The following is a 15,665-nucleotide window of genomic DNA, read 5'->3' as shown; positions in this document are numbered from 1 at the left end:
CCCCGGCTCCCCCGCGGGGGCGCCCTTCGGGCCCCGTGGGGGCGGGTTCCGGTGCCGCGGGTGGGGGGCGTACCCGCCCCCCGGCCCCCCCCCCCCCCGCCCCCCCCCGCCCCTCTCGTGCGTCTTCAGGCCTTACTCGGTCAGGCTGCCGTCCACCTCGTCGGCCGCCTCGACCTCCTCCCGGGTGATGCCCAGCAGGTACAGCACGGTGTCCAGGAACGGCACGTTGACGGCGGTGTCGGCGGCCTCGCGCACCACCGGCTTGGCGTTGAACGCCACACCCAGCCCGGCCGCGTTCAGCATGTCCAGGTCGTTGGCGCCGTCGCCGATCGCCACCGTCTGCGACAGCGGCACCTTCGCCTGCTCGGCGAACCGGGCCAGCCAGCGGGCCTTGCCCGCGCGGTCCACGATCTCGCCGACCACCCGGCCGGTGAACTTGCCGTCCACCACCTCCAGGGTGTTGGCGGCCGCGAAGTCCAGCCCCAGCTCCTCGACCAGGTGGTCGGTGACCTGGGTGAACCCGCCCGACACCACCGCGACCTGGAAGCCCAGTCGCTGCAGGGTGCGGATCAGGGTGCGCGCCCCCGGCGTGAAACGGACCTCCGCGCGCACCTTCTCGGTCACCGAGGCGTCCAGCCCGGCCAGCAGCGAGACCCGGGCCCGCAGCGACTCGGCGAAGTCCAGCTCGCCGCGCATCGCCTGCGCCGTCACCTCGGCGACCTCCTCCTCGCAGCCCGCGTGGGCCGCGAACAGCTCGATCACCTCGTCCTGGATGAGCGTGGAGTCGACGTCCATCACCACCAGGCGCTTGGCCCGGCGCTCCAGCCCGGCCGCGACCACCGCGACGTCCACCCGCTGGGCGGCCGCCTCCTGGGCCAGCTCGGCCCGCAGCTCGTCGGTGGCCACACCGGACACGGCCAGCTCGACCGCCGTCACCGGGTACTTGGCGAGCCGGAACACACGGTCGATGTTGCCGCCCGCCGCGGTGATCCGGGAGGTGAGCGCGGAGACGGCGGCGGAGGTCAGCGGATTGCCGAGCACGGTGACGTGCGAACGGCCCTCGCGGCGCGGCCGGTTGTCGCCGATGCCGGAGAGGATCTCGGCCTGGAGCTTCTGCTCCTCCGCCCAGCGGTGCACGGTGGCCCGCAGCCCGCCCTCGGCGCCGGGGGCGGTGGGCGGGGTGACCAGTGCGCAGAGCGTGATGCGGCCACGGGTCACGACCTGTTCGATGTCGATCACGTCGACGGCGAAGCCGGCCAGGGTGGCGAAGAGGCCGGCGGTGATGCCGGGGCGGTCCTTGCCGAACACCTTGACGAGCAGGGTGCGCTCGTCCGCGGTCCGGGGCTGGGCGGCGGGGAGGGGCTCAGCGGCCAGGGGCGATGCGTTCATGGTGCCTCCCACGCTACCCGCCGGCCGGCGGGCCCAGAGCACCCGTCCCACGTCGCGGACGGGTGCCGGGTAGCAGCCTGGTCACAGTCACCCGGGGTGACTTTTATTGGCGGTCAGCAGGCTGGAATGATTCCCCCCGTCAGTTTCGGAAACATCGCACCCCTGGTCGGGGGCACAATTCGGGGGAACCGAGAGAGCGGGGCAGGCGCGCAGTGCCGCAACTCGTCATCGATATCAACGGACAGCAGCGGACTCTGGAGCCCGGGCGGTCCTACACCCTCGGGCGCAACCCGCAGTCGGACTTCCCGTTCGACGACGCCAGGGTCTCCTGGCACCACGGGACCATCACCTTCAACGGCAGCGGCTGGCAGCTGGACGACCACGGCAGCACCAACGGCACCTACACGGCCGGTGCCCGGACGATGCAGGCCCAGCTGTTCCCCGGCGCCGTCGTCAACCTCGGCAACCCGGAGAACGGACCCCGGCTCGGCTTCTCCGCGCCCGCCCACGCAGCCCCGCACGCCGCCGCCCCCCAGGCTCCCGCCTGGCACGAGGCCGCCACCAGCCGCAGCGCCACGCCGACGCCCCAGCCGCCGGCCCCGCAGCAGGGCTGGTCGCCGCAGGCCCCCTACCCGCCGCAGCCCGAGCAGGCCTGGGCGGGCCGGCCCCAGCCGCCGTTCCCGCAGCAACAGCAGCAGCACGCGCCCCAGCCCCAGCAGGGCGGCTTCCCGCAGCAGCAGGCCTTCCCGCCCGACCCGCAGGACGGCGCCGGCCCGCAGCCGACGATCATCCGCAACCTGACCGCCGCCATGCGCACCGTCCGGATCGGCCGCGCGCTCGACAACGACGTCGTGGTCTCCGACCTCCAGGTCTCCCGCCACCACGCCGAGCTGCGCCAGCTCCAGGACGGCCGCTACGAGATCGTCGACCTCGGCAGCCACAACGGGATCTTCCTCAACGGCCAGCGGGTGCAGCGCCAGCTGATGGGCCCGCAGGACCGGCTGACCGTCGGCCACTCCAGCTTCGTGCTGGTCGGCGACCAGCTGCAGGAGTTCGTCGACACCGGCGCGGTCTCCTTCTCCGCCCGCCACCTGACCGTCGAGGTCGAGCACAAGGGCGCCAAGAAGATCCTGCTCGACGACGTCAGCTTCGGCGTCCCGGAGAAGTCCCTGGTCGCCGTCATCGGCCCGTCCGGCTCCGGCAAGTCGACCCTGCTGCGCGCCCTCACCGGCTACCGCCCGGCCGACCGCGGCGAGGTCCTGTACGACGGCCGCAACCTCTACAAGCAGTTCGCCGAGCTCCGCTCGCGCATCGGCCTGGTGCCGCAGTCCGAGATCCTGCACAAGGAACTCACCGTCCGCACCGGCCTCAAGTACGCGGCCCAGCTGCGCTTCCCCGGTGACACCGAGGCGCGCGAACGCGCGGCCCGGATCGACGAGGTGCTGTACGAGCTGCGCCTGGACAAGCGCGCCGACAACAAGATCACCGCGCTCTCCGGCGGCCAGCAGAAGCGCGTCTCGGTGGCCCTGGAACTGCTCACCAAGCCGTCGCTGATCTTCCTGGACGAGCCCACCTCGGGCCTCGACCCGGGCATGGACCGCGAGGTCATGCAGATGCTGCGCGGTCTCGCCGACGACGGCCGCACCATCCTGGTCGTCACCCACTCGGTGGCCGAACTCGCGCTCTGCGACCGGCTGCTGGTGATGGCGCCGGGCGGCGCGGTGGCCTACTTCGGCCCGCCGGACGAGGCGCTGCACTTCTTCGGGTACGAGACCTGGGCGGACGTCTTCCAGGCCTTCGAGAACTACCCGGACCACGACTGGGCCGGCCGCTACCGCGGCTCGGTGCACTACCAGCAGTACTCCGCCCCCGACGTGGAGTCGGGCGAGGTGCAGCACGCCCAGGTCGCCCAGGAGGCCGTCCGGCCGCCGAAGCCGCAGAGCTGGGGCTCGCAGCTGTGGACGCTGATGCGCCGCTACATGTCGGTCCTCGCCTCGGACCGCGGCTTCCTGGCGCTGTCGGTGCTGCTGCCCGCCGTCATCGGCGCGGTCAGCGTGCTGGTCCCCAACGGGGCGGGCCTCGCGCCCAACCCGAACACGCAGCTCCACCTCAACAGCGGGGCCGCGACGATTCTCATGATCCTGGCGATCGGAGCCTGCTTCTCCGGAGCGGCCAACTCCGTCCGCGAGCTGATCAAGGAACGGGCCATCTACGAACGGGAACGGGCCACCGGGCTCTCCCGCTCGGCGTACATGATGTCCAAGATCATCGTGCTGGGCTTCTTCAGCGTGATCCAGGGCGCCATCGTCGCCGCGGTCGGCTTCCTGCCGCGCAAGCTCCCCGAGCACGGCCTGATCGTCAAGGACCTGCCGATCATCGAGATGACCATCGGCATGATCCTGCTCAGCTTCACCGCGATGATGTTCGGCCTGATGATCTCGGCCCTGGTCAAGACCGCCGAGAAGACCATGCCGCTGCTGGTCATGTTCGCCATCATCCAGGTCGTCTTCACCGGCTGCCTGTTCCAGCTCTTCGGCAAGCCCGGCCTGGAGCAGGCCGCTTGGCTGATGCCGGCCCGCTGGGGCACCGGCATCGTGGCCACCACACTGGACCTGTCCAAGCTCATGGGCCCCTGGAACAAGGACTTCCAGAACCCCCAGTACGACCCGCTGTGGACCAACAGCGTCGCCCAGTGGGCGATCGACGCGGGCGCGCTGATCGCGATCTCGATCGTCATCGGCGTCATCGTCACCCGGCTCCAGCGCCGCCACGAGCCCGAGGTCATGCAGAAGGGCTGACCCCCTTCGCCCCGCCCGCCTTCGCCCCGCCCGCCGAGGGGCGGCCCTCCCATCACCCGGAGAGCCGCCCCTCGGCCGTTGCGCAGGCCCCGAGTCCTAGGTCCCGAGGCCTGCGCCCACCCCGGCCGCGGACCGACGCGGCGGCGCCCGCGGCGGCGGTAGTTTGGCGGTATGCCCAGCACGCCCAGCGACCACCGGAGCCCGGCCGGCCCGCACCTCGACCTGCGCGGCCCCGCCCGCCCGATGCCCGGCTGCGACCCCTGCCTGGCCGGCATCGAGGCGGTCAGCCAGGCGCTGCTCGCGATGAGCCGGCCCTTGGAGGTCCGCGAGGTGCTGCGCCGCATCACCGCCTCCGCCCGCGACCTGCTCGGCGCCGAGTACGCGGCCCTGGGCGTGCCCGACGACCACGGCGGCTTCGCCCAGTTCGTCGTCGACGGCGTCACCGACGAGCAGTGGCGGGCGATCGGCCCGCTGCCCCGCCAGCACGGCGTCCTCGCCAAGATGCTGCACGAGACCGGCCCCACCCGGCTCGCCGACGTCCGCAAGGCCCCGGCCTTCGGCGGCTGGCCGGCCGCCCACCCCGAGATGGACGCCTTCCTCGGCATGCCCATCCTGGACGCCGAGGCCGCCGAGGACGAACCGCAGGTCACCGGCGTCATCTTCCTCGCCAACAAGCGCGGCGGCGGCCTGTTCACCGACCACGACGAGGAACTGCTGCGGATACTCGCCGCGCACGCCGCCCTCGCCCTCTCCAACGCCCGCCTGTACGAGCGCAGCCGCGAACTCACCCTGGCCGGCGAACGCGCCCGCATCGCCCACGACCTGCACGACGCCGTCGCGCAGAAGCTCTTCTCGCTGCGGCTCACCGCCAAGGCCGCCGCCACGCTCGTCGACCGCGATCCGGCCCGGGCCCGCGCCGAACTCGCCGAGGTCGCCCGGCTCGCCGCCGAGGCCGCCGACGAACTGCGCGCCGTCGTCGTCGAACTGCGCCCCGCCGCCCTGGAGGAGGACGGGCTGAGCGCCACCCTCGCCTCCCAGGTGCAGGTCCTCGACCGGGCCCACACCGCGGACGTCGCCTTCGCCGCCGACGGCGTCCGCGCCCTGCCGCCCGCGCAGGAGGCCGCGCTGCTGCGGGTCGCCCAGGAGGCGCTGCACAACGCGCTGCGCCACTCCGGCGCGGGCCGCGTCACCGTCACCCTGGCCGGCACGCCCGCGCGCGGCGCCGTGCTGCGGGTGCGCGACGACGGGCACGGCTTCGACCCCGAGTCCGTCCGCCGGGCCGGGCGCCACCTCGGCCTGGCCTCGATGCGCGACCGCGCGGCCGCCGTCGGCGGCACGCTCACCCTGGAGTCCGCCCCCGGCCGGGGGACGCTCGTCGAGATGGAGGTCCCCGGTGCCTGACCGCACGCCCGACCGCACGCCGTCGATCCGCGTCCTGCTGGTCGACGACCACCAGGTGGTCCGCCGCGGGCTGCGCACCTTCCTGGAGGTCCAGGACGACATCGAGGTGGTCGGGGAGGCCGCCGACGGGGCCGAGGGCGTCGACCGCGCCCGCGAACTCGACCCCGACGTCGTCCTGATGGACCTCAAGATGCCCGGCGTCGACGGCATCGAGGCGCTGCGCACGCTCAAGGGCGAGGGCAGCCGGGCCCGGATCCTGATCGTCACCAGCTTCACCGAGCACCGCACGATGGTCCCCGCGCTGCGGGCCGGCGCCGCCGGGTACGTCTACAAGGACGTCGACCCGGAGGCGCTGGCCGGCGCGATCCGCTCGGTGCACGCCGGCCACGTCCTGCTCCAGCCCGAACTGGCCGAGGCGCTGCTCGCCGACGACGGCCCGCGCGCCCCGCAGGGCCGCGGCGGCACCCTCACCGAACGCGAGCGCGAGGTCCTCGGCCACATCGCCGACGGCCGCTCCAACCGGGAGATCGCCCGCAGCCTGCACCTGTCGGAGAAGACGGTGAAGACCCACGTCTCCAACATCCTGATGAAGCTGGACCTGGCGGACCGGACCCAGGCGGCCCTATGGGCCGTCCGCAACGGCGAGGCGCGGGACGGCGGCCCGTCCTAGCGGTCCGCGTGCTCCCGGTTGCTCAGCGGTCCGCGTGCTGAGCAGCTCTCGTACTCAGCGGTCCTCGCGCTCGTCGACCAGCGCGTTGTACGCCGCCACCTGCGCCCGCCGGGCGGTGCGCCGCAGCGGCGCCAGCACCGCCTGCCGCGCCGCCATCTCGGAGGCGCTGACCGCCGCGCCGTGCCCGCCCGCGGCGATCGCCAGCAGCGCCGACACCTGCCGGGCCGACTCCAGCACCCGCACCGCACGCGGCGGGTACCCGGGCGCCAGCAGTTCGGCGTGCCCGCGCCGGCGGTACGCCTCCAGCGCCCGCAGCGCCTCCGGCCCGGCGCCCGCCACGTCCAGCCGGGTCAGCAGGAGCGTCGCCTCGCGCAGCCCGTCGGCCAGCTCCCGTTCGGCCTCGTGCAGCGACGGGACGTCGGCCGGCGGTGTGTCGTTGGTCTCAAGGCAGCGCCACAGCACCGTCGCCGAACGGTCCCCGGCCGGGCCGAACACCTCCACCTCCGGCACCAGTCCGAGCGGGACGCCCACCGCCAGCACCGCCTCCCCGACGCCCATCGCCCGCTCGTTGAACGGCGCCGGACCGGTCAGCCCCAGCGGGTGCCCGGCGGACGGCAGCGCCAGGCGCAGGCCCTTCACCCCGAGCACCCGAAGCCGTCCCAGCGCCCAGGTGAGGCCGTGCCGTTCGCCCGGCCCGTCCCCGGGCAGTCCGGTCACCCGGTGGCTCTCGTCGTCGCCCAGCACGGCCGCGGCGGCGTTGTCCGGCGGCACCAGACCGGCCAGCAGGGCGTTGCCCCACGCGGTCAGCCGCCCCGAACGGGGTTCTTCGTACGGATTGTCGGGAGGAGTCGCGAGCATCCGGCCAGCCTACGGAATCGGCGGTCATCCGCGTGGCGTAGGTTTGCCCATGCGTGTGCGGCGCACCCACCCCGTGCCCACCGGCTGCCGGAGTAGGCTCGCCGCCCGCACCGACGGCCGAAATTCTTGTATTGGGGAAGGCGTAGGCATGAGCGACGTGCTGGAGCTGGTGGACGTATCCGTGGTCCGGGAGGGACGCGCGCTGGTCGACCAGGTCTCGTGGTCCATCTCCGAGGGGGAGCGCTGGGTCATCCTGGGCCCCAACGGCGCCGGGAAGACCACCCTGCTGCAGATCGCCGCCACCTACCTGTTCCCGACCGCGGGCAAGGTGTCGGTGCTGGGCGAGAAGCTGGGCGAGGTCGACGTCTTCGAGCTGCGCTCCCGGATCGGCCTGGCCGGCGCCGCCATGTTCGACAAGCTGCCGGCCGAGCAGACGGTGCTGCAGACCGTGCTGACCGCCGCCTACGGCATGACGGTCAGCTGGCAGGAGACCTACGAGCAGTTCGACGAGTCCCGCGCGCTCGCGCTGCTCGACCGGATGGGCATGTCCAACCTCACCGGCCGCAAGTTCGGCACCCTCTCCGAGGGCGAGCGCAAGCGCACCCTGATCGCCCGCGCCCTGATGACCGACCCCGAGCTGCTGCTGCTCGACGAGCCCGCGGCCGGTCTGGACCTCGGCGGCCGCGAGGACCTCGTCCGCCGGCTCGGCGCGCTCGCCCAGGACGAGTTCGCCCCGGCCATGGCGATGGTCACCCACCACGTCGAGGAGATCGCGCCGGGCTTCACCCACGTCCTGATGATCCGCCAGGGCAAGGTGCTCACCGCCGGTCCGATCGACACCGAGCTGACCGCCCGCAACCTCTCCAAGTGCTTCGGCCTGCCGCTCACCCTGGAGCGCCACGGGGACCGCTGGTCCGCGCAGGGCCTGCCGCTGGGCTGAGCCCCCGTCCGCACCTCGCACGCACCTCGTACGCGCCTCGCACGCTCCGATGTCGTCGGGTTTCCGGGGACCGGTCGCACGCGCGACCGGTTTCCGCCCCACGACCTGCGGGAACTGTCCGCCTCGAAGGCCCTTCGCTCCCTAGGATGGACACGTGGACAGCTGGATCTGGTGGCTCCTGGCCGCCGTCGGGCTCGGCATACCGCTGGTGCTGACCGCGATGCCGGAGTTCGCCATGTTCGCGGTCGGTGCGCTGGCGGCCGCCGGCGTGGCCGGGCTGGGCGGAGGCGCGGTCTGGGAGACCCTGGTCTTCATCGCGGTCTCGGTCTCGCTGCTGGTCTTCGTCCGCCCGATCGCCTACCGGCAGCTGCGGCAGGGCCCGCACATCAAGATGGGCATCGAGGCGCTCCAGGGCGCCACCGCGGTCGTCGCGGAAACCGTCGACGGGGAGGGCGGACGGATCAAGCTGAACGGCGAGATCTGGTCGGCCCGCGCGCTCCACCCGGACAGCGTGTACCAACCGGGGCAGCAGGTCGACGTCGTCGAAATCCAGGGCGCGACCGCCCTGGTCGTCTAGGGGAGAGTCCGTGGAACCCGTCCTTATCGTTTTGGTCGTCCTGGTCGTGGTGGCCTTCATCGCGCTGATCAAGACGATCCAGGTCATCCCGCAGGCCAGCGCCGCGATCGTGGAGCGCTTCGGCCGCTACACCCGGACGCTCAACGCAGGTCTGAACATCGTCGTCCCGTTCATCGACCGGGTCCGCAACCGGATCGACCTGCGCGAGCAGGTCGTGCCGTTCCCGCCGCAGCCGGTGATCACCCAGGACAACCTGGTGGTCAACATCGACACGGTGATCTACTACCAGGTCACCGACCCGCGCGCGGCCACCTACGAGGTCGCCAGCTACATCCAGGCCATCGAGCAGCTGACCGTCACCACGCTGCGCAACATCATCGGCTCGATGGACCTCGAATCCACCCTGACCTCGCGCGAGGTCATCAACGCCGGTCTGCGCGGCGTCCTGGACGAGGCCACCGGCAAGTGGGGCATCCGGGTCAACCGCGTCGAGCTGAAGGCGATCGAGCCGCCCACCTCCATCCAGGACTCGATGGAGAAGCAGATGCGCGCCGACCGTGACAAGCGCGCCGCGATCCTCACCGCCGAGGGCCAGCGGCAGGCCCAGATCCTCAAGGCCGAGGGTGAGAAGCAGGCCGACGTGCTCCGGGCCGAGGGTGAGGCGCAGGCCGCGGTGCTGCGCGCCGACGGTGAGGCGGCCGCGATCCGGACGGTCTTCGAGGCCATCCACGACGGCGACGCCGACCAGAAGCTGCTCGCCTACCAGTACCTGCAGACCCTGCCCGAGCTGGCCAAGGGCGACTCCAACAAGCTCTGGATCATCCCCAGCGAGGTCGGCGACGCCCTCAAGGGCCTCGGCGGCGCCTTCGGCGGGCTGACCGGCAACCCCGGCATCAACGGCGGCGCGGTCGCCGCCCCGAGCGTGCCGCCGGCGGCCCCCGCGGCCACCCAGGTGCCGCTCGACCCGGCGGCTGGCCCGCGCCCGGTGGACACCGAGAAGGGTGCCGCCCGCCCCCGGGTGGACCCGGCCCGCGAGTACCGCAAGATCGACCCGGAGTGACCGGCTGAACCGTCCGGCCCGGGGGCCCGCCACCGCACGGTGGCGGGCCCCCGGCGTGTGGCGGTCGTGGCGTGTGGCGGTTGTGGCGTACGTCCCGAATCGTGGGCGGCCCTGGTCCGACCGGTGGGCCGTCCGGCATGATCCCCCCGGACAGGACCGAGAGGAGAGGTGACCCATGACGCTCTGGGAGGGCATCGCCGTCCTGGTGGCGGGCGTCGGCGCCGGGATGATCAACGTGATCGTCGGCTCCGGCACGCTGATCACGTTCCCGGTGCTGCTCGCCATCGGGATTCCGCCGGTCACCGCCAACGTCTCCAACACCTTCGGCCTGGTGCCCGGTTCGCTCAGCGGCGTGATCGGCTACCGCCGCGAGCTGGCCGGCCAGGGCCACCGGCTGCTGCGCCTGGGCACCGCCTCGCTGCTCGGCGGACTGGTCGGCGCGCTGCTGCTGATCAGACTGCCGAAGGGCGCCTTCGACGCGATCGTCCCGGTACTGATCCTGCTCGCCCTCGTCCTGGTGGTGATCCAGCCCAGGGTCGCCAAGGCGGTCGCCGCCCGCCGCCGCCCCGACGTCGACCCGGACGGCGGCCTGCTGCTGTTCGTCGGCGTCTTCCTCACCGGCATCTACGGCGGCTACTTCGGCGCCGCGCAGGGCGTCCTGCTGCTGGCGCTGATGGGCATGCTGCTCCAGGAGGACCTACAGCGGATCAACGCCGTGAAGAACGCGCTGGCGATGGTCGTCAACGGCGTCGCCGCGCTGTTCTTCCTGTTCACCTCCACCGTCAACTGGGCGGCCGCCGGCCTGATCGCGGCGGGCTCGCTGGTCGGCGGCCTGCTCGGCGCCAAGGTCGGCCGCCGCCTGCCGCCGGCCGCGCTGCGCGGGATCATCGTGGTGGTCGGCCTCGTCGCGGTCACCAAACTGCTGCTGAGCAGCTGAGCAGCGTCGGGGGCCGCCTGGCGGGGGCCGCCCGTCGGGGGCTGTCCGGCAGCGGCTGTGTCGTCCGGTGCGCAGGGCCCCGGCTCGGTATGTTCCTCGCAGTGCACGCCTGACCGGACGGCGAGACGACGAACGGAAGAGCTTCGATGAGCAGCAGGGCACGGCTGAGCGAGGACGAGATCACGGCGGCCCTGGCCGCACTGCCGCGGTGGACCAGGGAGGGCGACAGCATCGTCCGCGCCGCCGACGCCCCCGACTTCCCGGCGGCGATCCGGGTGGTCGTCGCCGTCGCCGAACAGGCCGAGGCGCTCGACCACCACCCCGACGTCGACATCCGCTGGCGCACGCTGCGCTTCGTCCTCTCCACCCACAGCGCGGGCGGGCTGACCGGCCTGGACTTCACCCTGGCCGCCCGCATCGACGAGGCGCTGAACGCCGAGTCCGCGGGCTGACCTCCCCGACCCCCCGAGGCCGGGGCGGCGCGCTCGAACGGGCGTGAGATGCTGACTGCCGCATCGGCAGGCGGCTCGGGAGGGACGGGAACGGATGGCGCAGGAGCCCTTCGGAGACGCCCAGCAGCAGCCGTGGTACCCCCAGGGCCAGCAGGCCTGGCCGGTCGGCGGGCACCAGGAGCCGCAGCCGCAGGAGCCCCCGCAGGACCACCCGCAGCAGGAGTACTGGCAGACGACGGCGGGCTACGGCCAGGGCGCGTACGGGCAGGGCGGGTACGGGCAGGACCTGCCGTACCCGCAGCCGGACGGGCAGGGCCCGCCGTACGGGCAGGACCCGCAGTACGGGCAGACCGGGTACGTCCAGGGCGGCTACGTCCAGGGCGGTTACGCCGAGGGGCCGTACCAGCCGTACCACCCGCACCCGGACCACGGGCAGCAGCAATACGCGCCGTATGCCGTCCCGGAGCAGCCTGCGGGGGAGGGGCTGTACGTCCCGGTGGGGGCGGAGTACTCGGCCGACGGGTACGTGCACATCGAGGACGCCGAGTCCGTTCCGGTGGAGCCGTCCACGGAGCCGGAGCCCGAGCCGGGCACGACGCCCGAGGCCGCGCCCGTCGCGCCGTCGCGGGCTGCCGCCCGTCGGGGCAGGTCCTCGAAGGCGGGCTCCCCGAAGGCAGGCTCTCCGGGGGCGGGTTCTTCGCAGGCGGGCTCTTCGCTCTCGGCCAGGGCCCGGGCCGCCGCCGGGGCGGTGCTCACCGGCGAGCACGTGCCCAGCCGGCGGACCCTGCTGGTGCGCGCCGGCGCCGGGGTGGCCGCGCTGGGCGTGCTGGTCGCGGCCGGCCTGATGGTCGGGGCCGAGGGTGGCGGCAGCGCGGCCGCGACCAGCGGCGGGGAGCCCGGTTTCGCCGTCGCGCACACCAAGGTGTGGTCCGCCCAGCCCGCCGCGTCCGGGTCGTCGGGTGACGACACGCTGGTCGGCAGCTGGCTGCTGGCCGATGCGGTGGTCCGCGCCGACGCCGCCGGTGTGCGGGCCTACGACCTCGCGGCCGGCAAGCCCGTCTGGTCGGTCGAGCCGCCGGCGGCCGGGGCCGTCCCGTGCGGGCTGTCGGCGGGGGTCAACCAGGCGGGGCTGGGCGCGGTGCTGTTCCGGGCCCAGGCCGACCCGAAGAGCCCGTGCACGCTGGTCGCCGCCGTGGACACCAAGACCGGCAAGACCGCGTGGACGAAGACCGTCTCGGACGCCAAGGGCGCGTACGGCGCGCGGATCGGCGTCACCGAGGACAAGGTGATCGCGGTCGGCGACGACCGGGCGGTCGCCTGGGAGTCCGCGGACGGCAAGGACGTCTGGCAGTACACCGGTCAGGGCAAGTTCTGCACCCTGTCCGGCGGCGTGACCGGCAAGACCGTGCTGGTCGCCTCCTCCTGCGCCGACTCGACTCCCGCCGACCAGGCCGTCGCACTGAACACGGCGGACGGCAAGGTCAGTTGGTGGCGCGGCCTGAACAACCGGCCGAAGACGGTGAGCGTGCTGTCCGCCGAGCCGTCCGTCGTCCTCACCACGGGCGAGAAGCCGGAGGACGACCGGGTGTTCGCCTGGGGCGCGGGCGGCGACCCGGCCGCCGAGATCCCGGTGGTCGGCGACGGCGGCCGGCTGGACGTCGCCCACGGCACGTTCTCGGCCACCCCCGAGGTGTTCTTCCAGAACCGCACGATGGTCACCACGTTCGTCCCGGCGAACGGCGGCGGACCGGTCGCGGCGGTCGGTTACGACCTCGACACCGGCAAGCAGCGCTGGAAGGCGCCGACCGCCGCCAAGGGCACCGTCCGGGCGGTCGGCGTCGACGGCGGCGCGCTGGTGCTCGCCGCCGACGAACGCCGCGACCAGCCCGCCCGCCTCAGCCGGTTCCCGCTGGCCGGCGGTCAGGAGGCGACCGGTGGCAACTTCCCGCAGGGCACCGGTTCGCTGCTGGTCTCCGGGCGGGTGCTGATCGGCGGCGGGCGGGTGGTCGTGATGCCCGAGCACTCGGCCAACTACGGCACGGCGGCGGGCTACCAGGCGAAGGGCTAGCCCGCCCCCGTCGGGCGCGGCTCGCGGCCGCGTTCACGCCGCCGGGACGGCTGTCGGAGCGGGCTGGCCCGGCACGGCCGGCAGCCAGTCGGCCAGCTCCCGGGCCTCCGAGCCGCGCAGGCCGAGCGCCAGCATGAGGGTGGCCTGCGGGGTCGGCACGAACGGCCGGCGCAGCAGCCTCATCCCGGCCTGCTCGGGTGTCCGGTCCGCCTTCCGCTGGTTGTCCTCCGGGCACGCGGCCACGGTGTTCAACCAGCTGTCCTCCCCACCGCGCGACCTGGGCTGCAGGTGGTCCACCGTGGTGGCCCGCCGCCCGCAGTACGCGCACAGGTGCTGGTCCCGGGCCAGGACACCCCGCCGCGACCACGGCGCCTGTTGTCGGAACGGCACTCTCACGTAGCGCTGCAGCCTGATCACCCGGGGCACCGGGATGCTGACGCCCGTCCCCCGGACCGTGCGCAGCGGATGCGCCTGCTCCACCACCGCCTTGTCCTGGAGCACCAGGACGACGGCGCGCTGGAGCGACACCGTCGTCAGGGGCTCGTAGCTCGCGTTCAGAACCAGCGTGTTGCGCACTTGGCACACCCTTCCCGTGGGCGTGCCACGGCGGCACGACCGTCTCCACACACGTCACTGCCGCCGCACGGCGGTGACACCACTCTGAACGGGCCCACAGCCGACGAACAACGGAATTTCCGGTATCGGGCAGGCGCCGGAGGGGCTGGGGGAGGAGCGCGGCACGACGCTCGGGGAAAACCCGCTGGCCCCGACCGCGTAGGCTCTACCACGCTGGAGTCGTACCGACCCGGGGTCCGAGAGAACCGGGCCCGCCACCGGGCGGGCGCCCGATCGAAGGAGAAGCGTGACCGTGACGGACATCGTCGACGAGCTGCGGTGGCGGGGGCTGATCGCCCTGTCCACCGACGAGGACGCACTGCGCAAGGCGTTCGCGGACGGCCCGGTCACGTTCTATTGCGGCTTCGACCCGACGGCCCCCAGCCTGCACCTCGGCAACCTCGTGCAGATCCTCACCATGCGCCGCATCCAGCAGGCGGGAAACCTCCCGCTCGGCCTGGTCGGCGGCGCCACGGGCCTCATCGGTGACCCGAAGCCCACCGCGGAGCGCGTCCTCAACGACCCCGAGACGGTGGCCGGCTGGGTCGAGCGACTGCGGGGCCAGATCTCGCGCTTCCTCGATTTCGAGGGCCCCTACGCGGCGCGCATGGTCAACAACCTGGACTGGACGTCCGGGATGTCGGCCATCAGCCTGCTGCGCGACGTGGGCAAGTACTTCCGCGTCAACAACATGATCGCCAAGGAGGCCGTCGCCCGACGGCTCAACTCCGACGCGGGTATCAGCTACACCGAGTTCAGCTACCAGATCCTGCAAGGCATGGACTACCTGGAGCTGAACCGTCGCTACGGCTGCACCCTGCAGACCGGTGGCAGTGACCAGTGGGGCAACCTGACCGCCGGCACGGACCTGATCCGCAAGGCCGACGCCAAGTCCGTGCACGCGCTGGCCACGCCGCTGATCGTCAAGGCCGACGGCACCAAGTTCGGCAAGACCGAGTCCGGCACGGTCTGGCTCGACCCCGAGCTGACCACCCCGTACGCCTTCTACCAGTTCTGGCTGAACGCGGACGACCGGGACGTCCCCAACTTCCTGCGGATCTTCAGCTTCCGCTCGAAGGAGGAGATCGAGGAGCTGGAGCGCGAGACCACCGAGCGCCCCGCCGCCCGCCTCGCCCAGCGAGCCCTCGCCGAGGAGCTCACCACCCTCGTCCACGGCGCCGAGCAGTACGAGCGCGCGGTCGCCGCGTCCAAGGCGCTGTTCGGCCAGGGCGACCTCGCCGACCTGGAGGCGCGGACCCTGGCCGCCGCCCTGGCCGAGGTCCCGAAGGCCGAGGTGGCCGAACTCCAGTCGGTGGTCGACCTGTTGGTCGCCGTCGGCCTGGCACCGAGCCGGTCGGCCGCCCGCCGCACGGTCAAGGAGGGCGGCGCCTACCTCAACAACGTCAAGGTGACGGACGAGGAAGCGGTGCCGGCCGAGGCCGATCTGCTGCACGGCCGCTGGCTCGTGCTGCGCCGCGGCAAGCGCAACCTGGCGGCGGCGGAGCTGGTTCCGGCTACGGCGTGACCGAAACACGACGCCGCTGAGCTGCGGCTTCGACATACGAGGGCGGGATCCAGCCGGATCCCGCCCTCAGTGTTTGACGATGTCGTCCGGGTGGCCTAGTGTTGAACGAGTCGCTGATGCGGCCACCCCACTCTGCGGGACCCACCCTCACCTCGATTCCCATTGACATGGGTTTGTTGGCATTTCCGTCAACCGTGGTGAGTGTGAATTTCGGGTAACAACCGAAATGCGCTAATGTGGAGGCCGTCGCGGAAAGCGGCCCGACCAGTTCGGGAAATCGGATGAATGAAACTCCGGAAAACGGAGCGGAAAACATCTGGTAAGCTGGAAACACGAAAGAACGAAGCGCCCGGAGGGCCCGCTGGAAGGCGGTCC

General features: G+C 72.8%; 14 protein-coding genes. 10 read left to right on the top strand and 4 right to left on the bottom strand.

What is annotated here, in order from left to right:
* Positions 1-132 precede the first annotated feature (132 nt).
* Positions 133-1,389 (bottom strand): phosphoserine phosphatase SerB, encoded by a 1,257-nt coding sequence (serB, locus tag ACFWPT_RS17880; protein WP_063349632.1) that lies wholly within the window; start codon positions 1,387-1,389, stop codon positions 133-135.
* 212 nt (positions 1,390-1,601) lie between these two features.
* On the opposite strand from serB, the gene ACFWPT_RS17875 reads away from it, so the two are divergent.
* The 3 genes from ACFWPT_RS17875 (at position 1,602) to ACFWPT_RS17865 (ending at position 6,258) form a co-directional block, all read left to right on the top strand.
* Positions 1,602-4,187 carry an FHA domain-containing protein gene (locus ACFWPT_RS17875; RefSeq protein ID WP_380482668.1) on the top strand — a complete coding sequence of 862 codons (2,586 nt, stop codon included), beginning with the start codon at positions 1,602-1,604 and terminating at the stop codon, positions 4,185-4,187.
* A 243-nt stretch (positions 4,188-4,430) separates the two neighbouring features.
* Complete coding sequence (locus tag ACFWPT_RS17870; RefSeq protein WP_380379694.1) at positions 4,431-5,588, top strand: GAF domain-containing sensor histidine kinase; 1,158 nt, start codon at positions 4,431-4,433, stop codon at positions 5,586-5,588.
* Positions 5,581-6,258, top strand: coding sequence for a response regulator transcription factor (locus tag ACFWPT_RS17865; protein WP_363378731.1), 678 nt, complete (start codon positions 5,581-5,583; stop codon positions 6,256-6,258). The genes ACFWPT_RS17870 and ACFWPT_RS17865 overlap by 8 nt, the downstream gene beginning before the upstream one ends.
* A 54-nt stretch (positions 6,259-6,312) precedes the next feature.
* Here the strand turns inward: ACFWPT_RS17865 and ACFWPT_RS17860 are convergent, their stop codons facing one another.
* Entirely contained in the window at positions 6,313-7,116 is an 804-nt protein-coding gene (locus tag ACFWPT_RS17860; protein ID WP_063349635.1) for a hypothetical protein, read from the bottom strand.
* 148 nt (positions 7,117-7,264) lie between these two features.
* Between ACFWPT_RS17860 and ACFWPT_RS17855 the strand changes: the two genes are divergently transcribed.
* The 6 genes from ACFWPT_RS17855 (at position 7,265) to ACFWPT_RS17830 (ending at position 13,150) form a co-directional block, all read left to right on the top strand.
* Positions 7,265-8,056, top strand: coding sequence for an ABC transporter ATP-binding protein (locus tag ACFWPT_RS17855; protein ID WP_063349636.1), 792 nt, complete (start codon positions 7,265-7,267; stop codon positions 8,054-8,056).
* A 166-nt stretch (positions 8,057-8,222) separates the two neighbouring features.
* Positions 8,223-8,633 (top strand): NfeD family protein, encoded by a 411-nt coding sequence (locus ACFWPT_RS17850; RefSeq protein WP_063351462.1) that lies wholly within the window; start codon positions 8,223-8,225, stop codon positions 8,631-8,633.
* A gap of 10 nt (positions 8,634-8,643) precedes the next feature.
* Positions 8,644-9,693 carry an SPFH domain-containing protein gene (locus ACFWPT_RS17845; protein WP_063349637.1) on the top strand — a complete coding sequence of 350 codons (1,050 nt, stop codon included), beginning with the start codon at positions 8,644-8,646 and terminating at the stop codon, positions 9,691-9,693.
* 175 nt (positions 9,694-9,868) lie between these two features.
* Positions 9,869-10,630: a sulfite exporter TauE/SafE family protein gene (locus ACFWPT_RS17840; protein WP_380482664.1), complete on the top strand. Its 762-nt coding sequence runs from the start codon at positions 9,869-9,871 to the stop codon at positions 10,628-10,630.
* Positions 10,631-10,776: 146 nt separating this feature from the next.
* Positions 10,777-11,082 carry a 4a-hydroxytetrahydrobiopterin dehydratase gene (locus ACFWPT_RS17835; RefSeq protein ID WP_350887574.1) on the top strand — a complete coding sequence of 102 codons (306 nt, stop codon included), beginning with the start codon at positions 10,777-10,779 and terminating at the stop codon, positions 11,080-11,082.
* A gap of 94 nt (positions 11,083-11,176) precedes the next feature.
* A complete protein-coding gene (locus tag ACFWPT_RS17830) occupies positions 11,177-13,150 on the top strand; it encodes a PQQ-binding-like beta-propeller repeat protein (protein ID WP_380482662.1) in 1,974 nt (657 codons plus the stop codon).
* 33 nt (positions 13,151-13,183) lie between these two features.
* Here ACFWPT_RS17830 and ACFWPT_RS17825 read toward each other — a convergent pair whose 3' ends face one another.
* Positions 13,184-13,726, bottom strand: coding sequence for an HNH endonuclease (locus ACFWPT_RS17825; protein ID WP_063349641.1), 543 nt, complete (start codon positions 13,724-13,726; stop codon positions 13,184-13,186).
* A gap of 292 nt (positions 13,727-14,018) precedes the next feature.
* Between ACFWPT_RS17825 and tyrS the strand changes: the two genes are divergently transcribed.
* Positions 14,019-15,290 carry a tyrosine--tRNA ligase gene (gene tyrS / locus ACFWPT_RS17820; RefSeq protein WP_380482739.1) on the top strand — a complete coding sequence of 424 codons (1,272 nt, stop codon included), beginning with the start codon at positions 14,019-14,021 and terminating at the stop codon, positions 15,288-15,290.
* Here tyrS and ACFWPT_RS17815 read toward each other — a convergent pair.
* Positions 15,280-15,665 (bottom strand): hypothetical protein (locus tag ACFWPT_RS17815; protein WP_380482660.1); only part of this gene is annotated, 386 nt, incomplete at its 5' end. The two genes, tyrS and ACFWPT_RS17815, sit on opposite strands and share 11 nt — an antisense overlap.

It is taken from the genome of Kitasatospora sp. NPDC058478, from assembly GCF_042720345.1.
Taxonomy (GTDB): domain Bacteria; phylum Actinomycetota; class Actinomycetes; order Streptomycetales; family Streptomycetaceae; genus Kitasatospora.
Note: the sequence above shows the minus strand (reverse complement) of the source record. Positions and strands in the feature narration are given on the sequence as shown.

Coding starts and splice junctions, on each gene's coding strand:
- serB (WP_063349632.1), bottom strand. CDS start 1,389: ATGAACGCATCGCCCCTGGCCGCTGAGCCCCTCCCCGCCGCCCAGCCC.
- ACFWPT_RS17870 (WP_380379694.1), top strand. CDS start 4,431: ATGCCCGGCTGCGACCCCTGCCTGGCCGGCATCGAGGCGGTCAGCCAG.
- ACFWPT_RS17860 (WP_063349635.1), bottom strand. CDS start 7,116: ATGCTCGCGACTCCTCCCGACAATCCGTACGAAGAACCCCGTTCGGGG.
- ACFWPT_RS17855 (WP_063349636.1), top strand. CDS start 7,265: ATGAGCGACGTGCTGGAGCTGGTGGACGTATCCGTGGTCCGGGAGGGA.
- ACFWPT_RS17840 (WP_380482664.1), top strand. CDS start 9,869: ATGACGCTCTGGGAGGGCATCGCCGTCCTGGTGGCGGGCGTCGGCGCC.
- ACFWPT_RS17835 (WP_350887574.1), top strand. CDS start 10,777: ATGAGCAGCAGGGCACGGCTGAGCGAGGACGAGATCACGGCGGCCCTG.
- ACFWPT_RS17830 (WP_380482662.1), top strand. CDS start 11,177: ATGGCGCAGGAGCCCTTCGGAGACGCCCAGCAGCAGCCGTGGTACCCC.